Below are 23,571 nucleotides of genomic sequence, written 5' to 3' on the forward strand. Positions count from 1 at the left end.
CGGCCTACACTCCCCGGCCATGAGCCCGTCGACGTGGAACCGGCCGGTGCCGCTCATCGGCGACCGGACCTCGGCGGCCGAGCGGGCCGAGGACGTGGCGGCCTGGGCGTTCCCGGAGCCGGCCCGGCAGGCGTTGCACGACGTGGTCGCCGCGCGGCGCGACATCCGCCGCTACCGGCCCGACCCGGTCGAGCCCGAGGTGCTGCAGCGGGTGCTGGCCGCCGCGCACGCCGCGCCGTCGGTCGGGCACAGCCAGCCGTGGCGGTTCGTGGTGGTCTCGGAGCCGGCGACGCGCGAGCGGGCCGCTCGGATGGCCGACGAGCAGCGGCTGCGCCAGGCCGCCCAGCTCGAGCCCGATGCCGCGCGGCGGCTGCTCGACCTGCAGCTGGAGGGCATCCGCGAGGCGCCGCTGGGCGTGGTGGTGGCCTGCGACCGACGTACGCCGGCCGCCGGGGTGCTGGGCCGCGCCACCTTCCCCGACGCCGACCTGTGGTCGTGCGCCTGCGCGATCCAGAACCTGTGGCTCGCCGCGCGGGCCGAGGGCCTGGGCGTGGGCTGGGTGACGCTGTTCGACCCGGCCGACCTCGAGGGGCTGCTGGGCCTGCCCGACGGCGTCGTGACGCTGGGCTGGCTGTGCCTGGGCTGGCCCGACGAGCGCCCGCCCGCGCCGGGCCTGGAGCGGGCCGGCTGGTCGCGGCGGCAGCCCGTCGCCGACGTCGTGATGGCCGAGCGGTGGACCGAGGCCGACGCCGCCCCCGCACCGCCGCCCTCGCACCTGCGGGCCCCCGGCCGTGCCGAGGTCGTCGAGGTGCGCGACCACGCCGACGCGATGCTCACCCCGCCCGGCTCGCTGGGCCTGCTCGACCGTGCCGTCGACCGGCTCGAGGCCGCCGCCCGGCTGCGCCCCGACCCGCACCCGACGGGTGGTGCGCTTCTCGTGGTCGCCGGCCGGCACCCCGTCACCCGCCACGGCGTCAGTGCCTACGCCGACGCGGTCACCGACGACGTCGTGGCCGCCGCCCGCGCCGGCGAGTCGGCGGGGGCGGCCGCCGCCCGGGCCGCCCACCTCGCCTTCCGCAGCCACGACGCGGGCACCGCCACCGGCGACCTCGTCCACGACGACGCGCTCACCGCTCCCGCCACGGCCGCCCTGGTGACCGACGGGCGTGAGCTCGGCCGGGACCTGGCCCGCGACCACCTGCTCGTGGCGGTCGGCGAGGTCGGCGTCGGCAACACCACGGTGGCCGCCGCGCTGGCCGCGCTGCTCCTCGACCTGGCCCCCGACGACGTGGTCGGGCTGGGCTCGGGGGCCGACTCCGCGATGCTCGAGCGCAAGCGCGGGGTGGTGGCCCGGGCGCTGGCGCGGGCGCGGACGGCCGGGTCGATCGGCGCCCTCGAGGCGCTGGGCGCGGTCGGCGGGCCCGAGGTCGCGGTGCTGGCCGGGGTGGTGCTCGGGGCTGCGGAGGGCGGTGCGGTGACGGTGCTCGACGGGCTCGCCACCAGCGTCGCCGCGGTGGTCGCGACCCGGCTGGAGCCGGGGGTGGCGGCCTACCTGGTGGCCGGCCAGCGCAGCCGCGAGCGCGCCCACGCCCGCGTCCTGGAGCACCTCGGCCTCGAGCCGCTGCTCGACCTGCGGCTGCGCGCGGGCGAGGGCGTCGGAGCGGCGTTGGCGTCCGGCACGCTGCTGAGCGGGTTGGAGCTGCGCCGCGGCACCGGCCGCACCACGGCCCCGTCGGGCCCCGCACACAGCTGAGGCCGCGACCCCGCGTGGTGCGGGGTCGCGGCCTCGGGCCGTGTCAGACGGGGCTCGCGCCCCGGGGCGTCACTTGCCGGCGGTCGCGTTCTTGAACGCGGTGGCGGCCTTGAAGCCGGGGACCGTGGTCGCGGCGATCTTGATCGTCTCGCCCGACTGGGGGTTGCGACCCTCGCGCGCCGAACGGGCGCGGGGCTCGAAGGTGCCCAGCCCGGGGATCTGCAGCTTGTCGCCCCCGGCGACGGTCGAGGTCACGGTGTCGACCAGCGCGGCCAGGGCGCGGTCGGCGTCGGCCTTGCTCAGCTCGGCCTTGTCCGCGATGGCGGCGACCAGCTCGTCCTTCTTCACGTTTGTCTCCTAGCGATGTCCGGTGTGGGCGGCTCTGCCCGCACTCGACCCTAGGTGGTCCGGAGCGGCATCACCACGCCCGGTGGGGCTCCCAGCGTGTCGCGGCGGGGTTCAGCGGGGCTCCCGGGCCCGCGCCAGCACCCCGCCCGGCCCCAGCGCGAGCCGCGCGAAGCGCTCGCCGATCAGCGCGTGGGTGGCGTCGTCGGGGTGCAGGCCGTCCGGCAGCGGCAGCTCGCCGGCGTCGGCCTCGCCGTAGAGCTCCCGGCCGTCGAGGTAGGCCAGGTGGGGGTCCTCACCGGTGCGCTCGGCCACCACCCGCGCGAGGTCCTCGCGGACCCGCTCCAGGGTGAGCCGGGTGGGGTCGCTCGGGTCGCCGCTGGCGCGGAAGGCCACCCGGCCCTCCGCGAAGGCGGCGGCGTCGGGCACCAGCGGACCCGGCGTCTGCTCGTGCAGCGGGCACAGGATCGGCGAGACCAGCAGCAGCGGGGTGTCGGGGTGGCCGTCGCGGACCGTGTCCAGGAAGCCGTGCACGGCCGGGGCGAAGGCACGGCGCCGCACCAGGTCGGCGTTGACGACGTTGATCCCGAGCTTGAGGCTGAGGAGGTCGGCGGGGGCGTCGCGGACGGTGCGGGCGACGAAGGGGTCGAGCAGCGCCCCGCCGCCGAAGCCCAGGTTGACCAGCTCGACCCCGGCCGCGGCGGCGGCCAGCGCCGGCCAGGTGCCGGTGGGGGTCACGGCGTTCGAGCCGTGGCTCACCGAGCTGCCGTGGTGCAGCCAGGTGGGCCGTCCGTGCGTCGGCGCGGGGGTCACGGGGGCGTCGGCGCGCAGCGCCACCAGCTCGGTGGTCTCGTCGTGCGGCAGCCACAGCACGAGGTCCTTCTCGCCCGCCGGGAGGCGGTCGAAGCGCAGCATGGCGACCGGTCCCTCGAGCCGCTCGAAGCGGCCGGTGCCCATGTCGATGCGCAGCGTCCGGCCGCCGGTGGCGGACGCGGTGGCCACGACCCGGCCGTCGAGCACCAGCTCGTGCACGCCGTCGGGCCGGGGCGGCGCACCGACGTACACCCGCTTGGTGGGCAGCACGTCGAGCTCGAGGACGGTGGCGGCCGTGCGCAGCGCCAGCCGTACGCCGGAGGGCTGCGTCTCGGCCATCGCCAGCTGCTCGTCGGGGATCCGGGCCCGGGCTCCGGCGGGCAGCCGGTGGGGGAGCAGCCCGTGCTCGGTGCGCTCGAGGTCCAGGGCGCCGCGCACCAGGTCGGGGACGAGCGGCACGTCGTGGAGCGGGGTGGTCACGGGGTCTCCCGAGGGGTCGGAGGAGTGTCGTCGCTGGGGTGGCGGGGCCGGCTCAGCAGCGCGTCGAGCGCGTCGAGCAGCCAGTCCCAGGTCGCGGCGGGGGCCGGCCGGCTGTGGTCGAAGCCGCCGGCGAGCTCGAGGCTGACGAACCCGTGCAGCAGGCTGCCCAGCAGCCGCACCGCGTGGGTCTCGTCGGGCTCGCCGAGGTCGTAGTCGCGCAGCACCGACCTCATCAGCCGGGAGTGGCGGGGGCCGGCGCTCGCGGCGGCGGTGGCCGGGTCGAGCGGGGTGCGGGTCGCGGCGTACCGCCCGGGGTGGGTGCGGGCGTAGTCGCGGTAGACCGCGGCGAAGGCCCTCACGGCGTCGCGCCCGGCGCGCCCGGCGACGGCGTCGGCGGCCCGGTCGGTCATCTCGGCCAGCGCCAGCAGGGCGATGCCGGTGCGCAGGTCGGCGGCGCCGGCGAGGTGGGAGTAGAGGCTGGCCACGCGCACGTCGAAGCGCCGCGCCAGCTCCGAGGGCGTCACCGCCTCGATCCCGACCTCGTCGGCCAGCTCGGCGCCGGCACGCACCAGCCGCTCGCGGGTCAGGCCGGCGCGGGGCACGACGTCGTCCTCGGGATCACCCCGCCAGCATCGCGTGCCTAAAGACGTTAGGCAAATTGCTAGGTGGTTTCGTGCTCGACCGCGGCCGGCGGGCCGCCCGGTGAGCAGTGGTGCTCGGGCGGGCAGGCCGCGCAGTCCTCGCGCCGTGGCTGCCGGCGCGGCACGGCGACGAACGACAGCAGGCCGGCGACGACGAGCAGGGCCGCGGCGGCGCCCATCACGGTGCCGAACCCGTCGACGACGCGGGCGGGGTCGGTCAGACCGCTGCCCCCGAGCCCGCCGACGAGCGGCACGGCGGCCACGGCGACCAGGCCGGCCGTGCGGGCCGCGGCGTTGTTGACGCCGCTCGCCAGCCCGACCAGGTCGTCGGGTGCGGAGGCGAGCACGGTCGCGGTCAGTGGCGTCACCATCAGGGTCAGGCCGAGGCCGAAGACCGTGGCCGGGGCGAGCACGTCGAGGGCGTAGGACACCTCGGCGTCGATGCGGCCCAGCCAGACCACGCCGACGGCGGCCAGGAGCGGCCCCGCCGTCATCGGCAGCCGGGGGCCGAGGCGGTCCGAGAGCGAGCCGGCGCGCGAGGAGAGCAGCAGCATGCACAGCGTCACCGGCGAGAGCGCGAGGCCGGCGAGCAGCGGCGAGTAGCCCGCCCCCACCTGGACGGCGATGCCGACCGAGAAGAAGACCGCGCCCAGGGCGGCGTACGCCAGGAGGGTGACGGCGTTGGTGACCACGAAGACCCGCGACCCGAGCAGCGCGCCCGGCACCAGCGGCTCCCGCGCGCTGCGCTCGCGCAGCACGAAGCCGACCGCCGCGAGCGCGCCGAGGGCGAGGCCGAGCAGGACGCGTCCGTCGGTGAGGCCGTACGACGCCCAGGCGGTGAGCGCGTAGGAGACCAGGCCCAGCGCCGCGGCCAGCCACAGCGCGCCCGGCCAGTCGAGGTGCCCGGCGGTGCGGCTGGGCGGGACGTCGGGCACGTGGCGCCGGGTCACCACGACCACGATCAGCGCGAGCGGGAGGTTGACCAGGAACGCCCACCGCCAGTCGCCGACGGCGATCAGCCAGCCGCCGACGAAGGGCCCGATGGCGCCCGCGACGCCGGTCAGGCCCGACCACGAGCCGATCGCCCGCGCCCGGTCGCCGGGGGCGAAGCTGTGCTGCAGGATCGCCAGGCTGCCCGGGGTCAGCAGCGCCGCGCCGACGCCCTGGACGGCGCGGCCGGCGATCAGGGTGCCGACGTCGGGCGCCAGCCCGCACGCGCCGGAGGCGACTGCGAAGAGGGTGACGCCCAGCAGGAACACCCGCCGCTGGCCGAAGGTGTCGCCGAGCGCACCGCCCACCAGCACCAGCGCCGCCAGGGCGAGCGCGTAGGCGTTGACGACCCAGGTCAGCGACTGCGAGCCGGCGCCGAGCTCCTCGCCGATGCGGGGGAGCGCCAGGTTGACGACGGTGGCGTCGATGAACGTGAGCGCCGCGCCCAGGACGGTCGCGGCCAGCACCCAGCGGGCGCGGGGCTCACCGGACCGGAGCGCCCCGGTCGGCGGCGGTGTCGGTCCGGGCGTCGTCGAGCCGGGTCGGGTGCTCACGACTCCGCACGGTACGCCGCGGCGGGCGTCGGGCCGGCGGGGCGAGCGCGTGCGCGATCCCGCCGACCACCGCGGCCAGCAGGACGGCGGCGACCACGTCGCTGGGCCGGTGCCAGCGCAGCATCACGGTCGCGGCCCCGGCCACCGCGGCGGCGGCCGTGCCGGCGAGCAGCGCGGTGCCGTTGAGCAGCCGCGGCACGGCCAGCACCAGCCCGGCCGCGAGCCCCGCCACGGCCGCGGTGTGGCCGCTCGGCAGCGAGTTGCCGGCCGCCCCGGCAACCAGCTCGGGCCGGTCGAGCAGCAGCTTGAGCAGCCGCGCCAGCACCGGCGTCGCGCCGACCGTGGCGACGACCGCCAGCGCGCGCCGGGGGCCGTGGACGGCCAGGGCCAGCAGCCCGAGCGCCAGGCCGGCGAGCAGCACGGTCCCGGCCGAGACCAGCGCCAGCAGCTCCGCCGAGGTGCCGCGCCCCGGGAGGGTGTCGGCCGCCCAGACCATCAGCCGGTCGTCGAGGTACTGCCCCTCCGGCGTGAGCACCGCCGCGGCGTACACCCCGGCGAGCGCGAGCGCCGCCACCACCGCGAGCAGCACGCCCCTTCGCACGTCACGGCGCACGTCACGGCCGCGCCCGGTGGGTGCGGGGGAGCGGTCGTGCGTCACGGGGACCTCCTGGGCCGGTCGGGGTCGTCGATCATCCCCGGTCGACCTGAGACGACCCTGTGCGAGGCGGGGCTTGTCTGGCGAACACTCACGATATATCGTCGACATATCAAGAACGTGTCGGTGAGTCCGTGACCGAACCCGGACCCGACACCCCCGACGAAGGAGATCCCCCATGAGACACCCCCTCTTCAGCTCCGATGACGAGCCCGTACGCCGCCAGCGCGGCGGGAGCGGGCGAGGTCGCGGCTACCGCGGCCACGAGGGCTGGGCCGGCCCCTGGGGCGCCGCCCTCGGCGGTCCGCCGCCGTGGGTCGCGCAGATGTTCGGCCCCGACCTGACCGGGATGCACCGCCGCGGCGGTGGCCCCGGTGGCGGTCGCGGGCGGCCGCGCGCCCGTCGGGGCGACGTGCGCTCCGCGATCCTCGACGTGCTGGCCACCTCGCCCGAGGGCATGAACGGCTACCAGGTCATCCAGCAGATCGCCGAGCGCTCCCACCACCAGTGGAAGCCCAGCCCGGGGTCGGTCTACCCGACGATCTCGCAGCTGGAGGACGAGGGCCTCGTCGAGGACGCGCCCTCGGGCCGCAAGGCGCTGCAGCTGACCGCCGAGGGCCGGGCCTACGTCGTCGACCACCCCGAGGAGCTGGCGGCCGTGTGGGCGCCGTTCGTGCCGGAGGAGGACGACCACGAGGCCGTCAACTTCAAGCAGGTGATCGGCCAGACCGTCGGCGCGATCGTGCAGGTCGTCAGCACCGGCACGCCCGACCAGCGGGAGAAGGCGTTGCACATCCTCGCCGAGACGCGGCGCCAGATGTACGGCCTGCTCGCCGAGGGCCCGGACGACCTCGACGAGGACCTCGAGGGCGACCTCGACGCCCCCGACGAGCTCGACGAGCTCGACGAGCTCGACGAGACCCACGACGGCACGGACCCGCGGGAGCGGTGATGGCCGAGCTGCGCATCGGTGACGGCGAGCGCGAGTCCGCGGTGGCGGCCCTGGGGGAGCACTACGCCCAGGGCCGCCTCACCAAGGACGAGTACGACGAGCGCAGCGACGCCGCCTGGACCGCCCGCACCGCCGGCGACCTGCGACCGCTGTTCGCCGACCTGCCCGCCTCCGCGGCGGGACCGGTCGCGCCGCGCCCGGGGCCAGGTGGGGTGGCGACCCCGCCCCCTCGTCGCCAGGTGCCCTGGAAGGCGCTGCTGATCGCCCTGGCGGTGCTCGGCGTGCTCACCAACGGCAAGCTGGTCCTGGTGGCGCTGCTGCTGTGGTTCGTGCTCGCCCGGCACCGCGCGGTGCCGCACCCGCCGTGGGTCCACCGCGGCCCGGCTGCCCCGCCCCCGCCGCCGTGGGGCAGCGGAGGTGGTCACCGCCGCTGATCGCTGCCAGGGTGGGCGAGTCCCGACCGGGACGCGTCCTGCAAGGAGCACCCCGTGGCACAGACGGAAACCACCGACGCCCCCGCCGAGCGCGGGCTGGCGCGCTTCGCCCAACGACTGGCCGGCTGGACCGAGCGCTGGTTCCCCGACGCCTACGTCTTCGCCCTCATCGGCGTCGTCGTGGTCTCGCTGGCGGCGCTGCTCAACGGCACCAGCCCCAAGGGCGTCGCGGAGGCGTTCGGCGGCGGGTTCTGGGACCTGACGGCGTTCACGCTCCAGATGGCCATGGTGGTGCTGACCGGCTACGTCGTGGCGACCTCGCCGCCCGCCGCGAAGCTGATCGATCGCATCGCGCAGGTGCCGAGCACCGCTCGCGGCGCGGTCGCGTTCGTCGCGCTGATCTCGTGCCTGGTCTCGATGCTCAACTGGGGCCTGAGCCTGGTCTTCAGCGGGCTGCTGGCCCGGGCCATCGCCCGCCGACCCGACCTGCGGGCGGACTACCGCGCGCTGGGCGCCGCGGCGTACATGGGGCTCGGCGCCGTCTGGGCCCTCGGCCTGTCCTCCTCGGCCGCCCAGCTGCAGGCCACCGCCGCCTCGCTCCCGCCCGAGCTGCTCGAGATCACCGGTGTGCTCGACTTCGGCGACACCATCCTGACCTGGCAGTCGCTGACGATGGCGCTGATCCTGATCGTGCTGACCGTCGCCATCTCGTGGCTCTCGGCGCCCCAGGGGGCCTCGATCAAGACGGCCGAGGACATGGACATCGACCTCGACGACACGGTGGCGAAGCCGGGTCCGCGCACCCGGCCCGGCGAGTACCTCGAGCGCTCGCCCGTGCTGCCGATGCTGGTCGGCCTGCTGGCGCTGATCTGGCTGGTCTACCAGTTCCTGGACAACCCGTTCCTGACCGTCGTCAGCAACCTCAACACCTACCTGCTGGTCTTCGTGATCCTCGGCCTGGTGCTCCACGGCACGCCGCGCAACTTCCTCGACGCCGTCAGCAAGGCGGTGCCCACCACGGCGGGCGTGCTGGTGCAGTACCCCCTGTACGCCGCCATGGCCGCCGTCCTGACCCGCGCGACCGGCAACGGCGGCCTCACCGTCTCCGAGCACCTCGCCGACCTCTTCACCAACCTCGGCGGGGGCGGCGGCTTCGCGGTCGTGATCGCGATCTACACCGCCCTGCTCGGCCTGCTGGTGCCCTCGGGTGGCGGCAAGTGGCTCGTCGAGGCGCCGTACGTCATGCAGTCGGCCACCGACGTGGGCATGAACCTCGGCTGGACCGTCCAGATCTACAACGCGGCCGAGGCGCTGCCCAACCTGGTCAACCCGTTCTTCATGCTCCCGCTCCTCGCCGTGCTGGGGCTGCGGGCACGCGACCTGGTCGGGTTCACGTTCCTGCAGTTCCTCTTCCACCTGCCGGTGGTGCTGCTGCTGCTCTGGCTGCTCGGCATGACCTTCGAGTTCGAGCCACCCGTCATCCCCTAGGGCCGCCGCCCGGTCGGGCCTTCTCGCAGTGCGGGCACCCGACGTAACCCCCTGCGGGGCCCCTGCGTTGGCGGGGGCGTGGACCACGCACCCCTCGGCTACTCGCACCGCGGCGACCCCGGCCTGCGCGGGCTGCTCGCGCGCTGGTGGTTCGCCCGTCGCAGCGCCCGGGTCCGGGCCGCCCTCCGGCGGCTGCCGTGAGGCGGCTGCGGCGGGGGCAGCCGCCGGTGAGGCGGGCGCGACCGACGAGCGCGCGGCGGGCGCTGCTGACCGGGCTGCTCCGCGGAGTGATCGTGTGGGCGCTGTTCGCGGTCAGCTACGTCGTGCCCACGGTCCTCCTGGCGCCGTCGCTGGGAGTGCGCCTGCTCTGAGGTCCCTCGCGCAAAGAAATCCTTGCAAAGAAGTCTTTGCACACGTACGGTCGCGGCATGGACCAGCTCGACGAAGCCCTCGCCCGCACCCGCCGCGACGACCTCGTGGCCGCCGCCACCCGACCCGTGCGCAGCCCGGTGGCCACCCTCCGCCGCACCCGCGCGGCCCGTCCGCAGCGCACGCCGCGGGCCGACGAGCTGTGAGCGCGTCCCGGCCCGTACGCCGCGTCGACCGGCAGGCCCTCCAGGGACTCGCCCACCCGCTCCGCGTCCAGCTGTACGACGCGCTGGTCTCCGAGGGCGCGGCCACGGCCTCCGAGCTCGGCCGTCGGCTGGGGGAGTCGAGCGGGTCGACGAGCTACCACCTGCGCCAGCTGGAGCGGCACGGGTTCGTGGAGACCGACCCCGCCCGCGGCACCGGCCGCGAGCGCTGGTGGCGGGCCACCGAGGAGGACCTCCGCACCCGCGGTGCCGACTTCGAGGACGACCCCTCCGCCGCCGAGGCCTACCGCATCCTCGACACCGAGTGGGCCCGCTCGCGTCGGGGCCGCCACGAGTCGTGGCGGGCCTCCCGACGGGAGTGGCCGATGCCGTGGCGCGAAGCGGCTGGCGAGTCGACCAGCCACCTCCGCCTCGACGTCGAGGAGACCGCCGAGCTGATGGCCGAGGTGGTCGCACTGATGTCGTCCTGGGCCGAGCGCACCGACGGCCGCGACGGCGACCCGCGCTACCGCTCGGTGGAGGTCCAGGCCAACGTGTTCCCCAACGGGCGGCCGCCGGGGGTGTCGACGGACTAGATGAGCGGCAGCCGCTTCTGCGAGCGCGGCAGGTGCTCGTAGCCGCGGCGCACCGCGTGGGCCAGGTCCTCGGCCGGGTAGGGCCACTGGCCCGCCGCGAGCGCCTCGGACGCGGGTACGCCGCGCGAGGCGAGGTCGCGGATCGTCTCGGCCACCACGCCGATCGACGAGCGCTGCTCGAAGACGAAGTCGCGGTCCACCGGCGACCCGTGCCCCGGCACCACCACCGTGGCCGGGCCGACCAGCTCGAGCGCGAGGTCGAGGCTCAGTGGCCACTCCATCGGCCAGGAGTCCTCGCCCCACACCGGCGTCCCCGACTCCTCGACCAGGTCGCCGGCGACCAGCACGTCGGCGTCCTCGACCCGGGCGAGGAGGTCGCCGTCGGTGTGGCCGCGGCCGGGGTGGACCAGCTCGACGACCCGGTCGCCCAGGTCGATCGCGGTCACCGAGGAGAACGTGCGGTCGGGCGGCGAGACGACCGCGGCTGCGGCCTCCTCGGCCCGCGGCCCGTCGTACGCCGCCACCGAGCGCGGCAGGTGCCCCTCCCAGTCACCCGCCTCGTGGCCGGTCACCACCACACCCTCGCCGGCGGCGCGGGCGGCGGCGTTGCCGAGCACGTGGTCGAGGTGCGCGTGCGTGTTGACCACCTCCACGAGCGGCGCCCGCGTGGCGCGGCGCACGACCTCGAGGACCTCGGCGAAGGAGGCGTCCGAGGTGTGGGTGTCGACGAGCAGCAGGCCGCGCTGGCCCTCGACGGCGGTGACGTTGACGTCCCACCAGGGGTGGCGCACCACCCAGACACGGTCGGCCAGCTCGGTCAGGGTGGGCTCGCCGTGGGGGCGTGGCGTGGCGTCGGACACCCCGCGAGCGTATGACGCGGCGCGTAGACTTGGCACTCGGAAACCCGGAGTGCCAACCTGGCCGCGGAGCCACCCGACGGGTGGACCGGACACGTGGACGGAGGAGCTGTGCAGGAGGACCGTCGGCTCGCCGTGCTGCGCGCCATCGTCGAGGACTACGTCGCCACCCGTGAGCCCGTGGGCAGCAAGGCGCTGGTCGAGCGGCACGCGCTCGGTGTCTCCCCGGCCACCGTCCGCAACGACATGGCCGCGCTGGAGGAGGAGGGGCTGATCGCCCAGCCGCACACCAGCGCGGGCCGGATCCCCACCGACAAGGGCTACCGCTTCTTCGTCGACCGGCTGACCCAGGTCAAGCCGATGTCGGCGGCCGAGAAGCGCGCCATCGCACGCTTCCTCGAGGGTGCCCACGACCTCGACGACGTGATCTCGCGCTCGGTCCGGCTGCTGGCGCAGCTGACCCAGCAGGTCGCGATCGTGCAGTACCCCACGCTCGCCCGCTCCACGGTCCGTCACGTCGAGCTGGTCTCGCTGACCGAGACCCGCGTGCTGCTGGTGCTGATCCTCTCCACCGGTCGGGTCGAGCAGCGCGTGGTCGAGCTGCCCGAGGGCCTGGACGCCGCCGCCCTGGCCGAGCTGCGGGGCAAGATCCTGCGCGCGGCCGTGGGGGAGCGCATCACCGAGGCGGCCACCGCGCTGGGCCGCCTCACCGAGCAGGTCGAGCCCGGCGACCGCACCCCGGTCGCCGTGATCGGCGCCGCGCTGGTCGAGGCGATGAGCAACGAGCGCACCGACGAGCGGGTCGTGGTCGGCGGCACCGCCAACCTGGCCCGCTTCGGCGACGGCTTCGACCGCTCCATCAAGCCGATGCTCGAGGCGCTGGAGGAGCACGTCGTGCTGCTGCAGCTGTTGGGCGAGGCGACCTCCGCCGGCTCGGTGACGGTGCGGATCGGGGCCGAGGGGCCCTACCGCGAGCTCGCCACCACCTCGGTCGTGGCCACCGGCTACGGCCCCGGCGAGGAGGTCGTCGGCTCGCTCGGCGTGGTCGGCCCGACCCGCATGGACTACCCCGGCTCGATGGCGGCGGTGCGCGCGGTCGCGCGCTACGTCTCCACGATCCTCGACCAGGCCTGAGCCCGCCCGACCTCCTTCCCGCCCACCGACTGCTGCCCACCGGCCGCCCACCCCGACACGAAAGAGACTTCGTTGAGCCAGGACCCCTACGAGATCCTCGGCGTCTCCCGCGACGCCGAGGCCGACGAGATCAAGAAGGCCTACCGCCGTCTGGCCCGTCAGCTGCACCCCGACGTGAACCCCGACCCGGCGACCCAGGAGCGGTTCAAGGAGGTCTCCGCGGCCTACGAGGTGCTCGCGGACCCCGAGAAGCGCCGGATGTACGACCTCGGCGGCGACCCCTTCGGTCGCGGCGGTGCCGGGGCCGGCCAGGGCGCGGGCTTCTCCTTCACCGACATCATGGACGCCTTCTTCGGCGGCCAGGCCGGTGGCGCCGGGCAGGGTCGCGGCCCCCGGCCGCGGTCGCGGCGCGGCCAGGACGCCCTGGTGCGGCTCGAGGTCGACCTGGCCGAGGCGGCGTTCGGCGTCTCCCGCGAGCTCAAGGTCGACACGGCCGTGCTCTGCACCGTCTGCGAGGGCAGCGGCGCGGCCCAGGGCTCCACCCCGGTCACCTGCGAGACCTGCCACGGCCGTGGCGAGGTGCAGCAGGTGCAGCGCTCGTTCCTGGGCGAGGTCCGCACGCTGCGGGCCTGCCCGGCCTGCCGCGGCTTCGGCGAGATCATCCCCGAGCCGTGCCGCGAGTGCTCCGGCGACGGCCGGGTCCGGTCGCGTCGCACGCTCACCGTCAAGATCCCGCCGGGCGTCGACACCGGCACCCGCGTGCAGCTCGCCGGTGAGGGAGAGACCGGTCCCGGCGGCGGCCCCGCGGGCGACCTCTACGTCGAGATCCAGGTCGCGCCCCACGAGGTGTTCAGCCGTGACGGCACCGACCTGCGCTGCCACGTCACCGTCCCGATGACGGCCGCCGCGCTCGGCACCACGATCAAGATGCCGCTGCTCCAGGCCGACGTGGCCGAGGCCGACTCCGAGATGGACCTGTGGGTCGACGTCGAGGTCCGTCCCGGCACCCAGTCGGGCCAGGAGCAGGTGCTGCGCGGCCGCGGCATCCCGCACCTGCGCTCGCAGGTGCGCGGCGACCTCGTGATCACGATCGACGTCGAGACCCCCGCGCGCCTCGACGACCGCCAGACCGAGCTGCTCCAGGAGCTGGCCCGGCTGCGTCACGAGGAGTCGCCCGACGGCCGGATCCAGCAGCCCCACAAGGGCATGTTCGGCCGGCTGCGCGACGCCTTCCACCCCCGCTAGGCCGACCGCGTGAGCCTGCCCGTCTTCCTCGGACCGGTCACCGACGCCCGCGTCGGTGACCGGGTCCGGGTCGAGGGCGACGAGGCCCGTCACGCCGTCGTGGTGCGGCGCACGCGCACGGGCGAGCAGGTGGTCCTCACCGACGGCGAGGGCACCGCGGCCACCGGTGAGGTGGTCGAGGCCCAGAAGAACGCGTTCGTGGTCGCGGTGACCGAGGTCCGCCACGAGGACCGCGCCACCCCCCACGTCACCGTCGTCCAGGCCGTCCCCAAGGGCGACCGCGGCGAGCTGGCCGTCGAGGTCCTGACCGAGGTCGGGGTCGACCGCGTGGTCCCCTGGGCCGCCGCACGCTGCGTCGGGGTCTGGCGCGGGGAGCGGGCCGAGAAGTCGCTGGCCAAGTGGCGCGCCACCGCCCGCGAGGCGGGCAAGCAGTCGCGCCGCGCCTGGTTGCCGGAGGTACGCCGCCTCGCCACCACCGCCGACGTCGTCGCCCTGCTCAAGGAGGCCGACCTCGGGGTGGTGCTCCACGAGGCGGCCGACACGGCGTTCGCCGCGCTGCCGGTGGCGAGCGACGGCGTCGACGTGGCGTCGGTCGTCGTGGTCGTGGGCCCCGAGGGCGGCCTGACCGACGAGGAGGTCGCGGCGTTCGCCGCGGTCGCGGGCACCCACGTCGTCACCGTCGGCCGGTCGGTGCTCCGCACCTCGACGGCCGGCGTCGTCGCGGTCGCAGCGCTGCTGTCCCGGACGGGCCGCTGGGCCTAGTCGGGGCCTAGTCGGGGCCGGTCGGGGCCCGGTCGGGGTCCGGTCGGGTCTCGACGCCCGCCAGGAAGTCGACCACCACCGCGAGCGGCATCTCGCACGGCTTGAGCACCCACCCCTCGCCCAGGGCGTAGGCGTTGGTGCTGACCACCGCCGAACCGTCCAGCGCCTCGGCGTACACGCTGGCGCTGCGGCCGCCCGCACGGGTGGTGCGGGTGACCGACCAGCGACGGCCGTCGTACGACGCCTGCGACCAGCCCTCGGGCACCCGGGCCAGCAGTGCGGCCACGGCGTCGGGACCGCTCACCGGACCTGCAGCCGCTTGGTCTCGCGGCTCCCGCCGGCCAGCGAGACCACGAGGATGAAGTCGCCGACGGGGGAGGAGACGTCGAAGTCGTAGGCCGCGACCTCGCCGGGCCGCTCCGCCTCCGCCGTGCCCTCGCGCACCACCACCTCCTCGTCGTCCACCAGCCGCCACGCCAGCCGGCCGTCCTCGGAGCGCGCCCACCCCCGCACCGTGAACGCGCTGCTGACCACGGCACCGTCGGCGGGGCTGTCGACCAGCACCCGGGAGACCGCCCCGTCCTCGGCCACCACGGGGTCGCCGAGCGGGACGCCCCACAGCGCGTCGGCCGGGGCGCCGTCCAGCAGCACCTCGACGGGCAGCCGGCTACGGGTGGCGGTGTCGACCGTCCACACCAGGGCCTGCAGCGCGGTGGCCGCCTGCGCCCGGCCGACGTCGGCGTCGGTGTCGAGCCCGGCGAGGTCCACCGTCACGCGGTCGCTGCCCACGCGGGTGGCCACCCGCGCCTCCACCTCGGGCCACCCCGGGGCGAGGTCGTCGTCGACCACCTGCCGGCTGACCAGCTGCTGGACCGCCACCTGCACGTCGTCGCCGGTCGCGTCCTCGACGAGGTGGCGGTCGGCGAAGAGCAGGGTGCCGCCGCGCGCCACGGCGTACGTCGTCACCGCGAGGTCGCGTGGCTCCTCCTGGCCGCCCGTCGCACCGACGGACCGCGTCTCGTCGACGGCCCCGTCGGTGGGCGGCGCGGGCCGGTCGCGGTCCGCGGCCCAGGAGATGCCCCCGATGACCACGGTCGTCGCCGTGGCGGCGGCCAGCACGCGCGGCACCCACCAGGCGGGGCGCTGCTCGTCGGGCTGCTGCTCAGGGCGCGCGAGCCGGGGGAGCGCGGGCATGGGACCTCCTGCGGCCACGGTACGACGCTCCCGCTGTCCGCGAACGGCCCACGAGGGGTCGTGGCCACCGCGGGCGTCGGTCATAGTGGGGCCATGAGCGCGTCGAGCCCTGTCGAGGACTGCCTGTTCTGCCGCATCGTCGCCGGGGAGGTGCCCGCCGAGGTGGTCCACCGCGGCGACACGACGCTGGCCTTCCGCGACGTCAACCCGCAGGCGCCCACCCACGTGCTCGTCGTGCCGCAGGCCCACCACGCCGACGCGGCCGCGCTCGCCCAGGACGACCCCGCCACCCTGGCCCGGCTCGTCGACGCGGCCCGTGAGGTCGCTGCGGCCGAGGGCCTCGACGACGGCTACCGGCTGGTCTTCAACACCGGCGCCCAGGCCGGCCAGACCGTCTTCCACGTCCATCTGCACCTGCTCGGCGGTCGCGACCTGGGCTGGCCGCCCGGATGACGGTCTCCCGCGGCCGCGCCCAGGACGGACCGGTCCTGGGCTCGGGAGACCGTGGCACCCGCCACCCTCTCCCGAGTCCCACCCGACCTGCCGCCCCGCACGTCGCGGTCGTGGCCGCGCTGGCCGTGCTCGCCCTGCTGCTCGGCGGTTGCGGCTCCACCGGGTCCGGCGGGACGGACGCCCCGGCGCGAGCCGGGCGGTCGGCGGTCACGCCGTCGCCGACCGGGGAGCCGGAGGCCGGCCACTCCGGCCACACCGCCGCCGCTGACGACACCCCACCCCGCCCGCTGCGGGCGGGGGAGCGGCGTGCCGGGCTGCGGATGCCGGCCGCCTACACGCCCTCGGCGCCCTACGGCCGCGGCACGGACGACTACCGCTGCTTCCTGCTCGACCCCCGGCTGGCCTCGGACCAGGTGATCACCGGCTTCGACGTGCGTCCGGGCAACCCCGACGTCGTCCACCACGTGATCCTGTTCCGGGTGCCGGCCGAGCAGGTCGACGCGGCGCAGCGGGAGGACGCGACGACCGAGGGCGAGGGCTGGACCTGCTTCGGGGACACCGGCCTCGGCGGCGGACCCGGCGCCGGCCTCGACGACGCCCCGTGGCTCGGCGCCTGGGCTCCGGGCGGCCGGGAGCAGGTGCACCCCCGCGGGCTCGGCGTCGAGCTCGACCGCGGCTCGCGGATCGTGATGCAGGTCCACTACAACCTGGTCGGCGGCGCCGAGCCGGACCGCAGTGGCGTCGACCTCCGTCTCGCCCCGCGCACGCCGGCCACGACCCTGCTCCACACCCGGCTGCTCCCCGCGCCGGTCGAGCTGCCCTGCCGCCCCGGACGCGACGACGCGGCGCTGTGCGAGCGCGCCACCGCGGTCGCCGACGTCAAGGAGCGCTTCGGTGAGGGTCCCGGGTCGACCGCCGACCTGCTGCACCTGCTGTGCGGCGAGGTGCGACCGGGGCCCGTGCAGACCTGCGACCGGCCGGTGACCCAGCCCGAGACGGTGCGCGGCGTGGCCGGCCACATGCACCTGCTCGGCCGCCAGATCCGGATCGAGGTCAACCCCGGCACGCCCCGGGCGAGGACCCTGCTCGACGTGCCGGTCTGGAACTTCGACGACCAGGGCAGCCGCACCGTCCGTCCCACCCGGCTCGTGCCCGGCGACACCGTCCGCGTCACCTGCCGCCACACCCAGCGGCTGCGCGACCAGCTCCCGTCCTTCGAGGGCGTCACCGAGCGCTACGTCGTCTGGGGCGAGGGCAGCACCGACGAGATGTGCCTCGGCATCCTCCAGGTCACCCGCCCCTGACCGGTCCGGCCGGGAAGGAACCCGGGTGACCGCGTGTTCGGCCTCCCGTAGCATCGAGACGATCATCGCCACCACACCGAAGGGCGGCCCACCGTGGGCCAGCAATGACCGAACCCAGCAACGCCGGCACCACCGGACCCCTGGCCCCGACCGCACCTGACACGGCCCCTGACGCCGCACCGGCCGCCGCACCGGCCGCCGGCGAGGCCGCGACGCGGACGCCGACGACGGTGGTGGTGCCCACCAGCATCAACATGGTCTCCCTCCTCGGGCCGCGCGACGAGCACCTCGCGCAGATGGAGAAGGCCTTCGCCGCCGACGTCCACGTGCGCGGCAACCGGATCACGCTCACCGGCGTGCCCGCCGACGTGGCGCTGGCCCAGCGCGCCCTCGACGAGCTCGTGACCATCGTCCGCACCGGCCAGGGCCTCAGCGCCGAGACCGTGGAGCGCGTGATCGGGATGCTCAAGGCCGAGACGACCGAGCGTCCCGCCGACGTGCTGAGCCTGAACATCCTGTCCAACCGCGGCCGCACGATCCGTCCCAAGACGCTGAACCAGAAGCGCTACGTCGACTCCATCGACAAGCACACGATCGTCTTCGGCATCGGCCCCGCCGGCACGGGCAAGACCTACCTGGCCATGGCCAAGGCGGTCCAGGCGCTGCAGGCCAAGAAGGTCAACCGGATCATCCTCACCCGGCCCGCGGTCGAGGCCGGTGAGCGTCTGGGCTTCCTGCCGGGCACGCTGAGCGAGAAGATCGACCCCTACCTGCGGCCGCTGTACGACGCGCTGCACGACATGCTCGACCCCGAGCTGATCCCCAAGCTGCTGGCCGCCAACACCATCGAGGTCGCCCCGCTGGCCTACATGCGCGGCCGGTCGCTCAACGACGCGTTCATCATCCTCGACGAGGCGCAGAACACCTCGCCGGAGCAGATGAAGATGTTCCTGACCCGGCTCGGCTTCGGCTCCAAGATCGTGGTCACCGGCGACGTCACCCAGGTCGACCTGCCCTCCGGCACCAAGTCGGGCCTGCGCGTGGTCGAGGACATCCTCGACGACGTCGAGGACATCGCCTTCAACCGGCTCACCGCGCACGACGTGGTGCGGCACCGGCTGGTCGGCAAGATCGTGGCGGCCTACGACGACTTCGACGCCCGCCAGGAGGGCGACCACCCCGCGACGGCCCGACCGGCCGAGCGGCGTACGGGGGAGCGCGGGTGAGCATCGAGGTCCAGAACGAGTCGCAGGTCCAGCTCGACGAGCACCGGCTGCAACGGCTGGCCCGCTCCGTCCTCGACCGGATGCGCGTCCACCCGCTCGCCGAGCTCTCGGTGACCGCGGTCGACGAGGCCACCATCGCCGAGCTGAACGCGAAGTGGATGGAGAAGACCGGGCCCACCGACGTGCTGGCCTTCCCGATGGACGAGCTGCGCCCGGGCCTGGTCAACGCCGAGCCCGAGGAGGGCGTCCTCGGCGACCTCGTGCTGTGCCCGGCCGTCGCCGCCCAGCAGGCCGAGGCGGCCGGTCACACCACGCAGGACGAGCTCGACCTGCTCACCGTCCACGGCATCCTGCACCTCCTCGGCTACGACCACGGCGAGCCCGACGAGCACCGCGAGATGTTCGCGCTCCAGGCCCAGCTGCTCGGGGAGTTCCTCGGCCACGAGTCGGACGCGGCGCAGCACGCCGCCCGACAACCGGCGCCCACGCCCGACGACCGCGGCTGAGCGGCCCGATGGACGGTCACGGCCCGGCACTGATCCTCACGGTGGTCGCCCTCGTCGCCCTCGCGGCGGTGCTCGCCAGCACCGAGGCCGCGACGACGTCGTTCTCGCGCGCCCGGGCCCTCGAGCTGGCGCACGAGCAGCGTCCCGGCGCGGTCCACCTGCTGCGGGTCCTCGACGACCCCGCCCGCCACCTCAACGCCCTGCTCTTCCTGCGGCTGCTGAGCGAGACCGCCGCGGTGGTGCTCGCCACCGCGGTCGCGATGAGCCTGCTGGGCCGCAACGACTGGTCCACGGCGCTGGTCGCCACGGTCGTGATGTTCGTGGTCCTCTTCGTCGTCATCGGGGTCGGTCCGCGCACCATCGGCCGGCAGCGCGCCGAGGCGGTCTCCCTGGCCACCGCGGGCGCCGTGCTGGCGCTGTCGCGGGTGCTCGGCCCGCTGCCCCGCCTGCTCATCCTCGTCGGCAACGCCCTCACCCCGGGCAAGGGTTTCTCCGAGGGCCCGTTCGGCTCCGAGGCCGAGCTGCGCGAGATGGTCGACCTCGCGGAGGCGTCGAGCCTGATCGAGTCCGACGAGAGCCGGATGATCCACTCCGTCTTCGAGCTCGGCGACACCTCGGTGCGCGAGGTGATGGTGCCGCGCACCGACGTGGTCTACATCGAGCGGCAGAAGACGCTGCGCCAGGCGATGTCGCTGTTCCTGCGCAGCGGCTACTCCCGGGTGCCGGTCGTGGGGGAGAGCCTCGACGACATCATCGGCTTCGTCTACCTCAAGGACGTCAGCAAGCGGGTCTTCGACCGCAAGGCCGCCGAGAGCACCGAGGACGTCGAGCACCTGATGCGACCCGTGCTCCACGTCCCCGACTCCAAGCCCGCCGACGACCTGCTCCGCGAGATGCAGGCGCAGCGGCGCCACATCGCCGTGGTCGTCGACGAGTACGGCGGCACCGCCGGCATCGTGACCATCGAGGACGTGCTGGAGGAGATCGTCGGCGAGATCACCGACGAGTTCGACGCCGAGGAGACCGGCGTCGAGATCCTGCCCGACGGCGCCCGCCGGGTGCCGGCACGCTTCCCCGTCGACGACCTCGAGGACCTCGTCGGCGTGGCCGTGGAGGACGAGGACGTCGACTCCGTGGGCGGGCTGATGGCCAAGCACCTCGGCGTGGTCCCCATCCCCGGCTCCACGGTCGAGGTCGAGGGTCTGCAGCTGACCGCCGAGGAGGCCAAGGGCCGCCGCAAGAAGATCGGCACGGTGCTGGTGCGGCGCCTCGAGCCGGTCCCGGACCCCGAGGACGACGACGTCCCCGAGGAGCGCTGGTCCCGCTCCGAGCGCCGCGAGCGCGAGCGGGAGGACCGGGGCGACCGCGTCCGCTCCTCGCAGACCTAGACTCCGGCGCGTGGACGACACGGACGGCTGGCAGCCGCTGACCGACGACCTCGCCGACCAGCCCGGCGCGGAGGACCGCAAGCTCGCCGTGCTGGCCAAGGCGACCCGCGCCCGGGCCCGCGCCGCCGAGGGGGCCGCGCTGCGCGACCTCGACGGCCGCACCTACGCCGCCGCGACGGTCGACCTGCCCCACCTGCGGCTCAGCGCCCTGGGGGCCGCGGTCGCGATGGCGGTGGCCAGCGGGGCCGCCGGCCTCGAGGCGGCCGTGCTGCTGACCGGGTCCGACACCGTCGGCGACGACGAGCTCGCGGTGGTCGGCGACCTCGGCGGCGGCGGGGTCCTGGTGCTGCTCGGCGACCCGGCCGGACGGTTGCGGGCGCGGCGTACGACCTGACGCGGCGCGGGGTGGTGCGCCAGACCCCGGTCGCTGGCAGGGTGGGGGTGTCGACGTGCCATGATGGTTGCGATGAGCAACCACCCCAGGAGGTGTCCGGCATGACCGCCCTGCTGCCCCCGGCGTCACGGCGCCCGGCCAGCACCACCGGCCGCGCGGCCCACGCCGCCGCTGTCCGCCGCCTCCAGCAGTCGTACGCCGCCCTCCCGCCCGGATCGCCGGTCCGCCTGGCCAAGCGCACCTCCAACCTGTTCCGCCCGCGCGAGACCGTGGCCGGCTCGGGGCTCGACGTCTCCGGGCTGACCGGGGTGATCGAGGTCGACCCGGGCGCCCGCACCGCCGACGTCCAGGGGATGTGCACCTACGAGGACCTCGTCGACGTCACGCTGGCCCACGGCCTGGTCCCGCTGGTGGTGCCGCAGCTGCGCACCATCACCCTCGGTGGCGCCGTCACCGGTCTCGGCATCGAGTCCACGTCGTTACGCCACGGCCTGCCCCACGAGTCCGTGCTCGAGATGGACGTCTTCACCGGCGCCGGTGAGGTCGTCACGACGAGCCCGACCGAGCACGCCGACCTGTTCACCACCTTCCCCAACTCCTACGGCTCGCTCGGCTACGCCACCCGGCTGCGCATCGAGCTGATGCCGGTCACCTCCCACGTGGCGCTGCGCCACGTGCGGTTCGAGGAGACCGGCCCGCTCGAGCGGGCCATCGCCGAGATCACCGACACCGGCGCCCTCGACGGCGAGCCGGTCGACCTGCTCGACGGCACCTCCTTCGAGCCCGGCCACCACGTGCTCACCGTGGGCCGGTTCGTCGACAGCGACCAGCCGGGCTCGGACTACACCGGCGCCGGGGTCTACTGGCGCTCGGTGGCCGAGCGCACCACCGACCTGATGACGGTCCGCGACTACCTCTGGCGCTGGGACACCGACTGGTTCTGGTGCTCCCGCGCCTTCGGGGCCCAGCACCCGCTCGTGCGCCGGCTGTGGCCGCGCCGGCTGCGCCGCTCCGACACCTACCACCGGCTCGTGGGCCTCGACCAGCGCTTCGGCGTCGTCGACCGGCTCGACGAGCGCGCCGGCCGCCCGGCCCGCGAGCGCGTCGTGCAGGACGTCGAGGTGCCGGTCGAGCGGCTGGGGGAGTTCCTCGACTGGTTCGACGAGGCCGTCGGCATGCGCCCGGTCTGGCTGTGCCCGCTGCGACTGCGCGACTCCGTGCCCGGGACGAACCCGTGGCCGACGTACCCCCTGGAGCCGGGGCGCACCTACGTCAACGTCGGCTTCTGGGGGGCGGTCCCCGTCGGCCCCGAGGCCCCCGACGCGCCGCTCAACCGGGCGATCGAGGCGCGCGTCGCCGAGCTCGACGGCCACAAGTCCCTCTACTCCGAGTCCTTCTACGACCGCGAGACCTTCGACCGTCTCTACGACGGTCCCCACCTGGCTGCGGTGAAGCAGCGCTACGACCCCCACGACCGGCTCACGAGCCTCTACGACAAGGCGGTGCGACGACGATGACGACCCTCAAGGACCTCGGTGGCGCAGCCCTCGGGACCACGGCCCCGAAGCTGACCATCGCGCAGATGTTCGAGACCCTGCTGCTCCGCCCGGCGCCGATCCGGTTCACGGCGTACGACGGCAGCAGCTACGGCCCCGCCGACGCCCCCTTCGGGCTGGACCTCAAGACCGAGCGCGGCCTGGCCTACCTGGTCACCGCCCCCGGTGACCTCGGACTGGCCCGCGCCTACGTCTCCGGCGACCTCGACGTGCACGGCGTCCACCCGGGCGACCCCTACGCCGGCATGGTCACGCTGCTGCGCTCGATGCGCTTCCGTCGGCCCAGCCCCGGCCAGGCGGTGGCCCTGATGCGCTCGATCGGCCTCTCGCAGCTGCTGCCCCCGCCCCCGCCGCCGCAGGAGCACCTGCCGCGCTGGCGCCGGGTGATGGAGGGGCTGCGCCACTCCTCCGAGCGCGACTCCCAGGTGATCTCGCACCACTACGACGTCTCCAACCGGTTCTACGAGATGGTCCTCGGGCCCTCCATGACCTACACCTGCGCGCTGTTCGAGACCGAGGACAGCTCGCTCGAGGAGGCCCAGCGCGCGAAGTACGAGCTCGTCGCCCGCAAGCTCGCGCTGCAGCCGGGCCAGCGGCTGCTCGACGTCGGCTGCGGCTGGGGTGGCATGGTGCGCCACGCCGCCCGCGAGCACGGCGCCCGCGCGCTCGGCGTGACGCTCTCGCGCGAGCAGGCCGAGTGGGCGCAGGAGAAGATCCGCGAGGAGGGTCTGGAGCACCTCGCCGAGGTCCGCCACCTCGACTACCGCGCGGTCCAGGAGACCGGCTTCGACGCGGTCAGCTCGATCGGCCTGACCGAGCACATCGGTGTCGACCAGTACCCCGTCTACTTCGGCTTCCTGCGCGACAAGCTGGTCCCCGGCGGGCGGCTGCTCAACCACTGCATCACCCGCCCGACCAACAGGCCGACGGCGACCGGAGCGTTCATCGACCGCTACGTCTTCCCCGACGGCGAGCTGACCGGCTCGGGCCGCATCATCACCGAGGCCCAGGACGCCGGCCTGGAGGTGCAGCACGAGGAGAACCTCCGGGTCCACTACGCCCACACCCTCGCCGGCTGGTGCCGCAACCTCGAGGCGCACTGGGACGAGGCCGTCGCCGAGGTCGGCGAGGGCACGGCCCGCGTCTGGGGCCTCTACATGGCCGGCTCCCGGATGGGCTTCGAGCGCAACGAGATCCAGCTCCACCAGGTGCTGGCCACGCGCACCGACGAGGAGGGCCGCAGCGGGTTCCCGCTGCGCCCCGACTGGGTGTGAGACCG

Annotated in this window: 27 protein-coding genes; 19 read left to right on the forward strand and 8 right to left on the reverse strand. The window is 75.1% G+C overall.

The window, feature by feature from the left end:
- The first annotated feature begins 19 nt into the window (after positions 1-19).
- The gene (bluB, locus tag EDD33_RS05605) at positions 20-1,753 is read left to right on the forward strand and encodes a 5,6-dimethylbenzimidazole synthase (protein ID WP_123389464.1); all 1,734 of its coding nucleotides are present in this window, start codon (positions 20-22) and stop codon (positions 1,751-1,753) included.
- A 69-nt stretch (positions 1,754-1,822) separates the two neighbouring features.
- Here bluB and EDD33_RS05610 read toward each other — a convergent pair whose 3' ends face one another.
- The 5 genes from EDD33_RS05610 to EDD33_RS05630 form a co-directional block, all read right to left on the reverse strand.
- On the reverse strand, positions 1,823-2,101 hold the full coding sequence (locus tag EDD33_RS05610; protein WP_056537882.1) for an HU family DNA-binding protein: 279 nt from the start codon (positions 2,099-2,101) through the stop codon (positions 1,823-1,825).
- 111 nt (positions 2,102-2,212) lie between these two features.
- Positions 2,213-3,391 carry a GDSL-type esterase/lipase family protein gene (locus EDD33_RS05615; RefSeq protein WP_123389465.1) on the reverse strand — a complete coding sequence of 393 codons (1,179 nt, stop codon included), beginning with the start codon at positions 3,389-3,391 and terminating at the stop codon, positions 2,213-2,215.
- The gene (locus EDD33_RS05620) at positions 3,388-3,993 is read right to left on the reverse strand and encodes a TetR/AcrR family transcriptional regulator (protein WP_123389466.1); all 606 of its coding nucleotides are present in this window, start codon (positions 3,991-3,993) and stop codon (positions 3,388-3,390) included. Before EDD33_RS05620 ends, EDD33_RS05615 begins: the two co-directional genes overlap by 4 nt.
- Before the next feature lie 59 nt (positions 3,994-4,052).
- Complete coding sequence (locus EDD33_RS05625; RefSeq protein ID WP_123389467.1) at positions 4,053-5,576, reverse strand: MFS transporter; 1,524 nt, start codon at positions 5,574-5,576, stop codon at positions 4,053-4,055.
- Positions 5,506-6,234: a phosphatase PAP2 family protein gene (locus EDD33_RS05630; protein WP_170169707.1), complete on the reverse strand. Its 729-nt coding sequence runs from the start codon at positions 6,232-6,234 to the stop codon at positions 5,506-5,508. Before EDD33_RS05630 ends, EDD33_RS05625 begins: the two co-directional genes overlap by 71 nt.
- A gap of 175 nt (positions 6,235-6,409) precedes the next feature.
- On the opposite strand from EDD33_RS05630, the gene EDD33_RS05635 reads away from it, so the two are divergent.
- The 7 genes from EDD33_RS05635 (at position 6,410) to EDD33_RS20260 (ending at position 10,273) form a co-directional block, all read left to right on the forward strand.
- Entirely contained in the window at positions 6,410-7,183 is a 774-nt protein-coding gene (locus tag EDD33_RS05635; protein WP_123389469.1) for a PadR family transcriptional regulator, read from the forward strand.
- Entirely contained in the window at positions 7,183-7,617 is a 435-nt protein-coding gene (locus EDD33_RS05640) for a DUF1707 SHOCT-like domain-containing protein (RefSeq protein WP_123389470.1), read from the forward strand. Before EDD33_RS05635 ends, EDD33_RS05640 begins: the two co-directional genes overlap by 1 nt.
- A gap of 54 nt (positions 7,618-7,671) precedes the next feature.
- Positions 7,672-9,105: a short-chain fatty acid transporter gene (locus tag EDD33_RS05645; RefSeq protein ID WP_123389471.1), complete on the forward strand. Its 1,434-nt coding sequence runs from the start codon at positions 7,672-7,674 to the stop codon at positions 9,103-9,105.
- A 78-nt stretch (positions 9,106-9,183) separates the two neighbouring features.
- On the forward strand, positions 9,184-9,306 hold the full coding sequence (locus EDD33_RS20660; protein ID WP_281274122.1) for a hypothetical protein: 123 nt from the start codon (positions 9,184-9,186) through the stop codon (positions 9,304-9,306).
- 26 nt (positions 9,307-9,332) lie between these two features.
- Positions 9,333-9,476, forward strand: a complete 144-nt coding sequence (locus EDD33_RS19890; RefSeq protein WP_170169708.1) for a hypothetical protein — start codon at positions 9,333-9,335, stop codon at positions 9,474-9,476.
- Between the two features lie 57 nt (positions 9,477-9,533).
- The gene (locus EDD33_RS19895; protein ID WP_170169709.1) at positions 9,534-9,680 is read left to right on the forward strand and encodes a hypothetical protein; all 147 of its coding nucleotides are present in this window, start codon (positions 9,534-9,536) and stop codon (positions 9,678-9,680) included.
- Positions 9,677-10,273 carry an ArsR/SmtB family transcription factor gene (locus EDD33_RS20260; protein WP_211332435.1) on the forward strand — a complete coding sequence of 199 codons (597 nt, stop codon included), beginning with the start codon at positions 9,677-9,679 and terminating at the stop codon, positions 10,271-10,273. Before EDD33_RS19895 ends, EDD33_RS20260 begins: the two co-directional genes overlap by 4 nt.
- Here EDD33_RS20260 and EDD33_RS05655 read toward each other — a convergent pair.
- Positions 10,270-11,133 carry an MBL fold metallo-hydrolase gene (locus EDD33_RS05655; protein WP_170169710.1) on the reverse strand — a complete coding sequence of 288 codons (864 nt, stop codon included), beginning with the start codon at positions 11,131-11,133 and terminating at the stop codon, positions 10,270-10,272. The genes EDD33_RS20260 and EDD33_RS05655 overlap by 4 nt on opposite strands.
- A gap of 108 nt (positions 11,134-11,241) precedes the next feature.
- Between EDD33_RS05655 and hrcA the strand changes: the two genes are divergently transcribed.
- The 3 genes from hrcA (at position 11,242) to EDD33_RS05670 (ending at position 14,271) form a co-directional block, all read left to right on the forward strand.
- A complete protein-coding gene (gene hrcA, locus EDD33_RS05660) occupies positions 11,242-12,264 on the forward strand; it encodes a heat-inducible transcriptional repressor HrcA (protein WP_123389472.1) in 1,023 nt (340 codons plus the stop codon).
- Between the two features lie 72 nt (positions 12,265-12,336).
- Positions 12,337-13,509: a molecular chaperone DnaJ gene (dnaJ, locus tag EDD33_RS05665; RefSeq protein ID WP_123389473.1), complete on the forward strand. Its 1,173-nt coding sequence runs from the start codon at positions 12,337-12,339 to the stop codon at positions 13,507-13,509.
- Positions 13,510-13,518: 9 nt separating this feature from the next.
- Positions 13,519-14,271, forward strand: a complete 753-nt coding sequence (locus EDD33_RS05670; protein ID WP_123389474.1) for a 16S rRNA (uracil(1498)-N(3))-methyltransferase — start codon at positions 13,519-13,521, stop codon at positions 14,269-14,271.
- 7 nt (positions 14,272-14,278) lie between these two features.
- Here EDD33_RS05670 and EDD33_RS05675 read toward each other — a convergent pair whose 3' ends face one another.
- Positions 14,279-14,575, reverse strand: coding sequence for a peptide methionine sulfoxide reductase (locus EDD33_RS05675; RefSeq protein ID WP_123389475.1), 297 nt, complete (start codon positions 14,573-14,575; stop codon positions 14,279-14,281).
- Complete coding sequence (locus tag EDD33_RS05680) at positions 14,572-15,465, reverse strand: Gmad2 immunoglobulin-like domain-containing protein (RefSeq protein ID WP_123389476.1); 894 nt, start codon at positions 15,463-15,465, stop codon at positions 14,572-14,574. The genes EDD33_RS05675 and EDD33_RS05680 overlap by 4 nt, the downstream gene beginning before the upstream one ends.
- 93 nt (positions 15,466-15,558) lie before the next feature.
- Here EDD33_RS05680 and EDD33_RS05685 point away from each other — a divergent pair, with 93 nt between their 5' ends.
- From EDD33_RS05685 to EDD33_RS05720, 8 genes are all read left to right on the forward strand, one after another.
- Complete coding sequence (locus tag EDD33_RS05685; RefSeq protein WP_123389477.1) at positions 15,559-15,918, forward strand: histidine triad nucleotide-binding protein; 360 nt, start codon at positions 15,559-15,561, stop codon at positions 15,916-15,918.
- 110 nt (positions 15,919-16,028) lie between these two features.
- A complete protein-coding gene (locus EDD33_RS05690; RefSeq protein WP_211332436.1) occupies positions 16,029-17,222 on the forward strand; it encodes a hypothetical protein in 1,194 nt (397 codons plus the stop codon).
- A 254-nt stretch (positions 17,223-17,476) separates the two neighbouring features.
- A complete protein-coding gene (locus EDD33_RS05695) occupies positions 17,477-18,448 on the forward strand; it encodes a PhoH family protein (protein WP_246003644.1) in 972 nt (323 codons plus the stop codon).
- Positions 18,445-18,954: an rRNA maturation RNase YbeY gene (gene ybeY, locus EDD33_RS05700; protein WP_123389479.1), complete on the forward strand. Its 510-nt coding sequence runs from the start codon at positions 18,445-18,447 to the stop codon at positions 18,952-18,954. Before EDD33_RS05695 ends, ybeY begins: the two co-directional genes overlap by 4 nt.
- A gap of 8 nt (positions 18,955-18,962) precedes the next feature.
- The gene (locus tag EDD33_RS05705; protein WP_123389480.1) at positions 18,963-20,342 is read left to right on the forward strand and encodes a hemolysin family protein; all 1,380 of its coding nucleotides are present in this window, start codon (positions 18,963-18,965) and stop codon (positions 20,340-20,342) included.
- A gap of 10 nt (positions 20,343-20,352) precedes the next feature.
- Positions 20,353-20,736 (forward strand): cytidine deaminase, encoded by a 384-nt coding sequence (locus EDD33_RS05710; protein ID WP_246003380.1) that lies wholly within the window; start codon positions 20,353-20,355, stop codon positions 20,734-20,736.
- A 101-nt stretch (positions 20,737-20,837) separates the two neighbouring features.
- The gene (locus EDD33_RS05715; protein ID WP_123389481.1) at positions 20,838-22,253 is read left to right on the forward strand and encodes an FAD-binding oxidoreductase; all 1,416 of its coding nucleotides are present in this window, start codon (positions 20,838-20,840) and stop codon (positions 22,251-22,253) included.
- Positions 22,250-23,566: an SAM-dependent methyltransferase gene (locus EDD33_RS05720; protein WP_123389482.1), complete on the forward strand. Its 1,317-nt coding sequence runs from the start codon at positions 22,250-22,252 to the stop codon at positions 23,564-23,566. The genes EDD33_RS05715 and EDD33_RS05720 overlap by 4 nt, the downstream gene beginning before the upstream one ends.
- The last annotated feature ends 5 nt before the right edge of the window (positions 23,567-23,571 follow it).

The organism is Nocardioides aurantiacus (assembly GCF_003752505.1).
In the GTDB taxonomy this organism is placed as follows: domain Bacteria; phylum Actinomycetota; class Actinomycetes; order Propionibacteriales; family Nocardioidaceae; genus Marmoricola; species Marmoricola aurantiacus.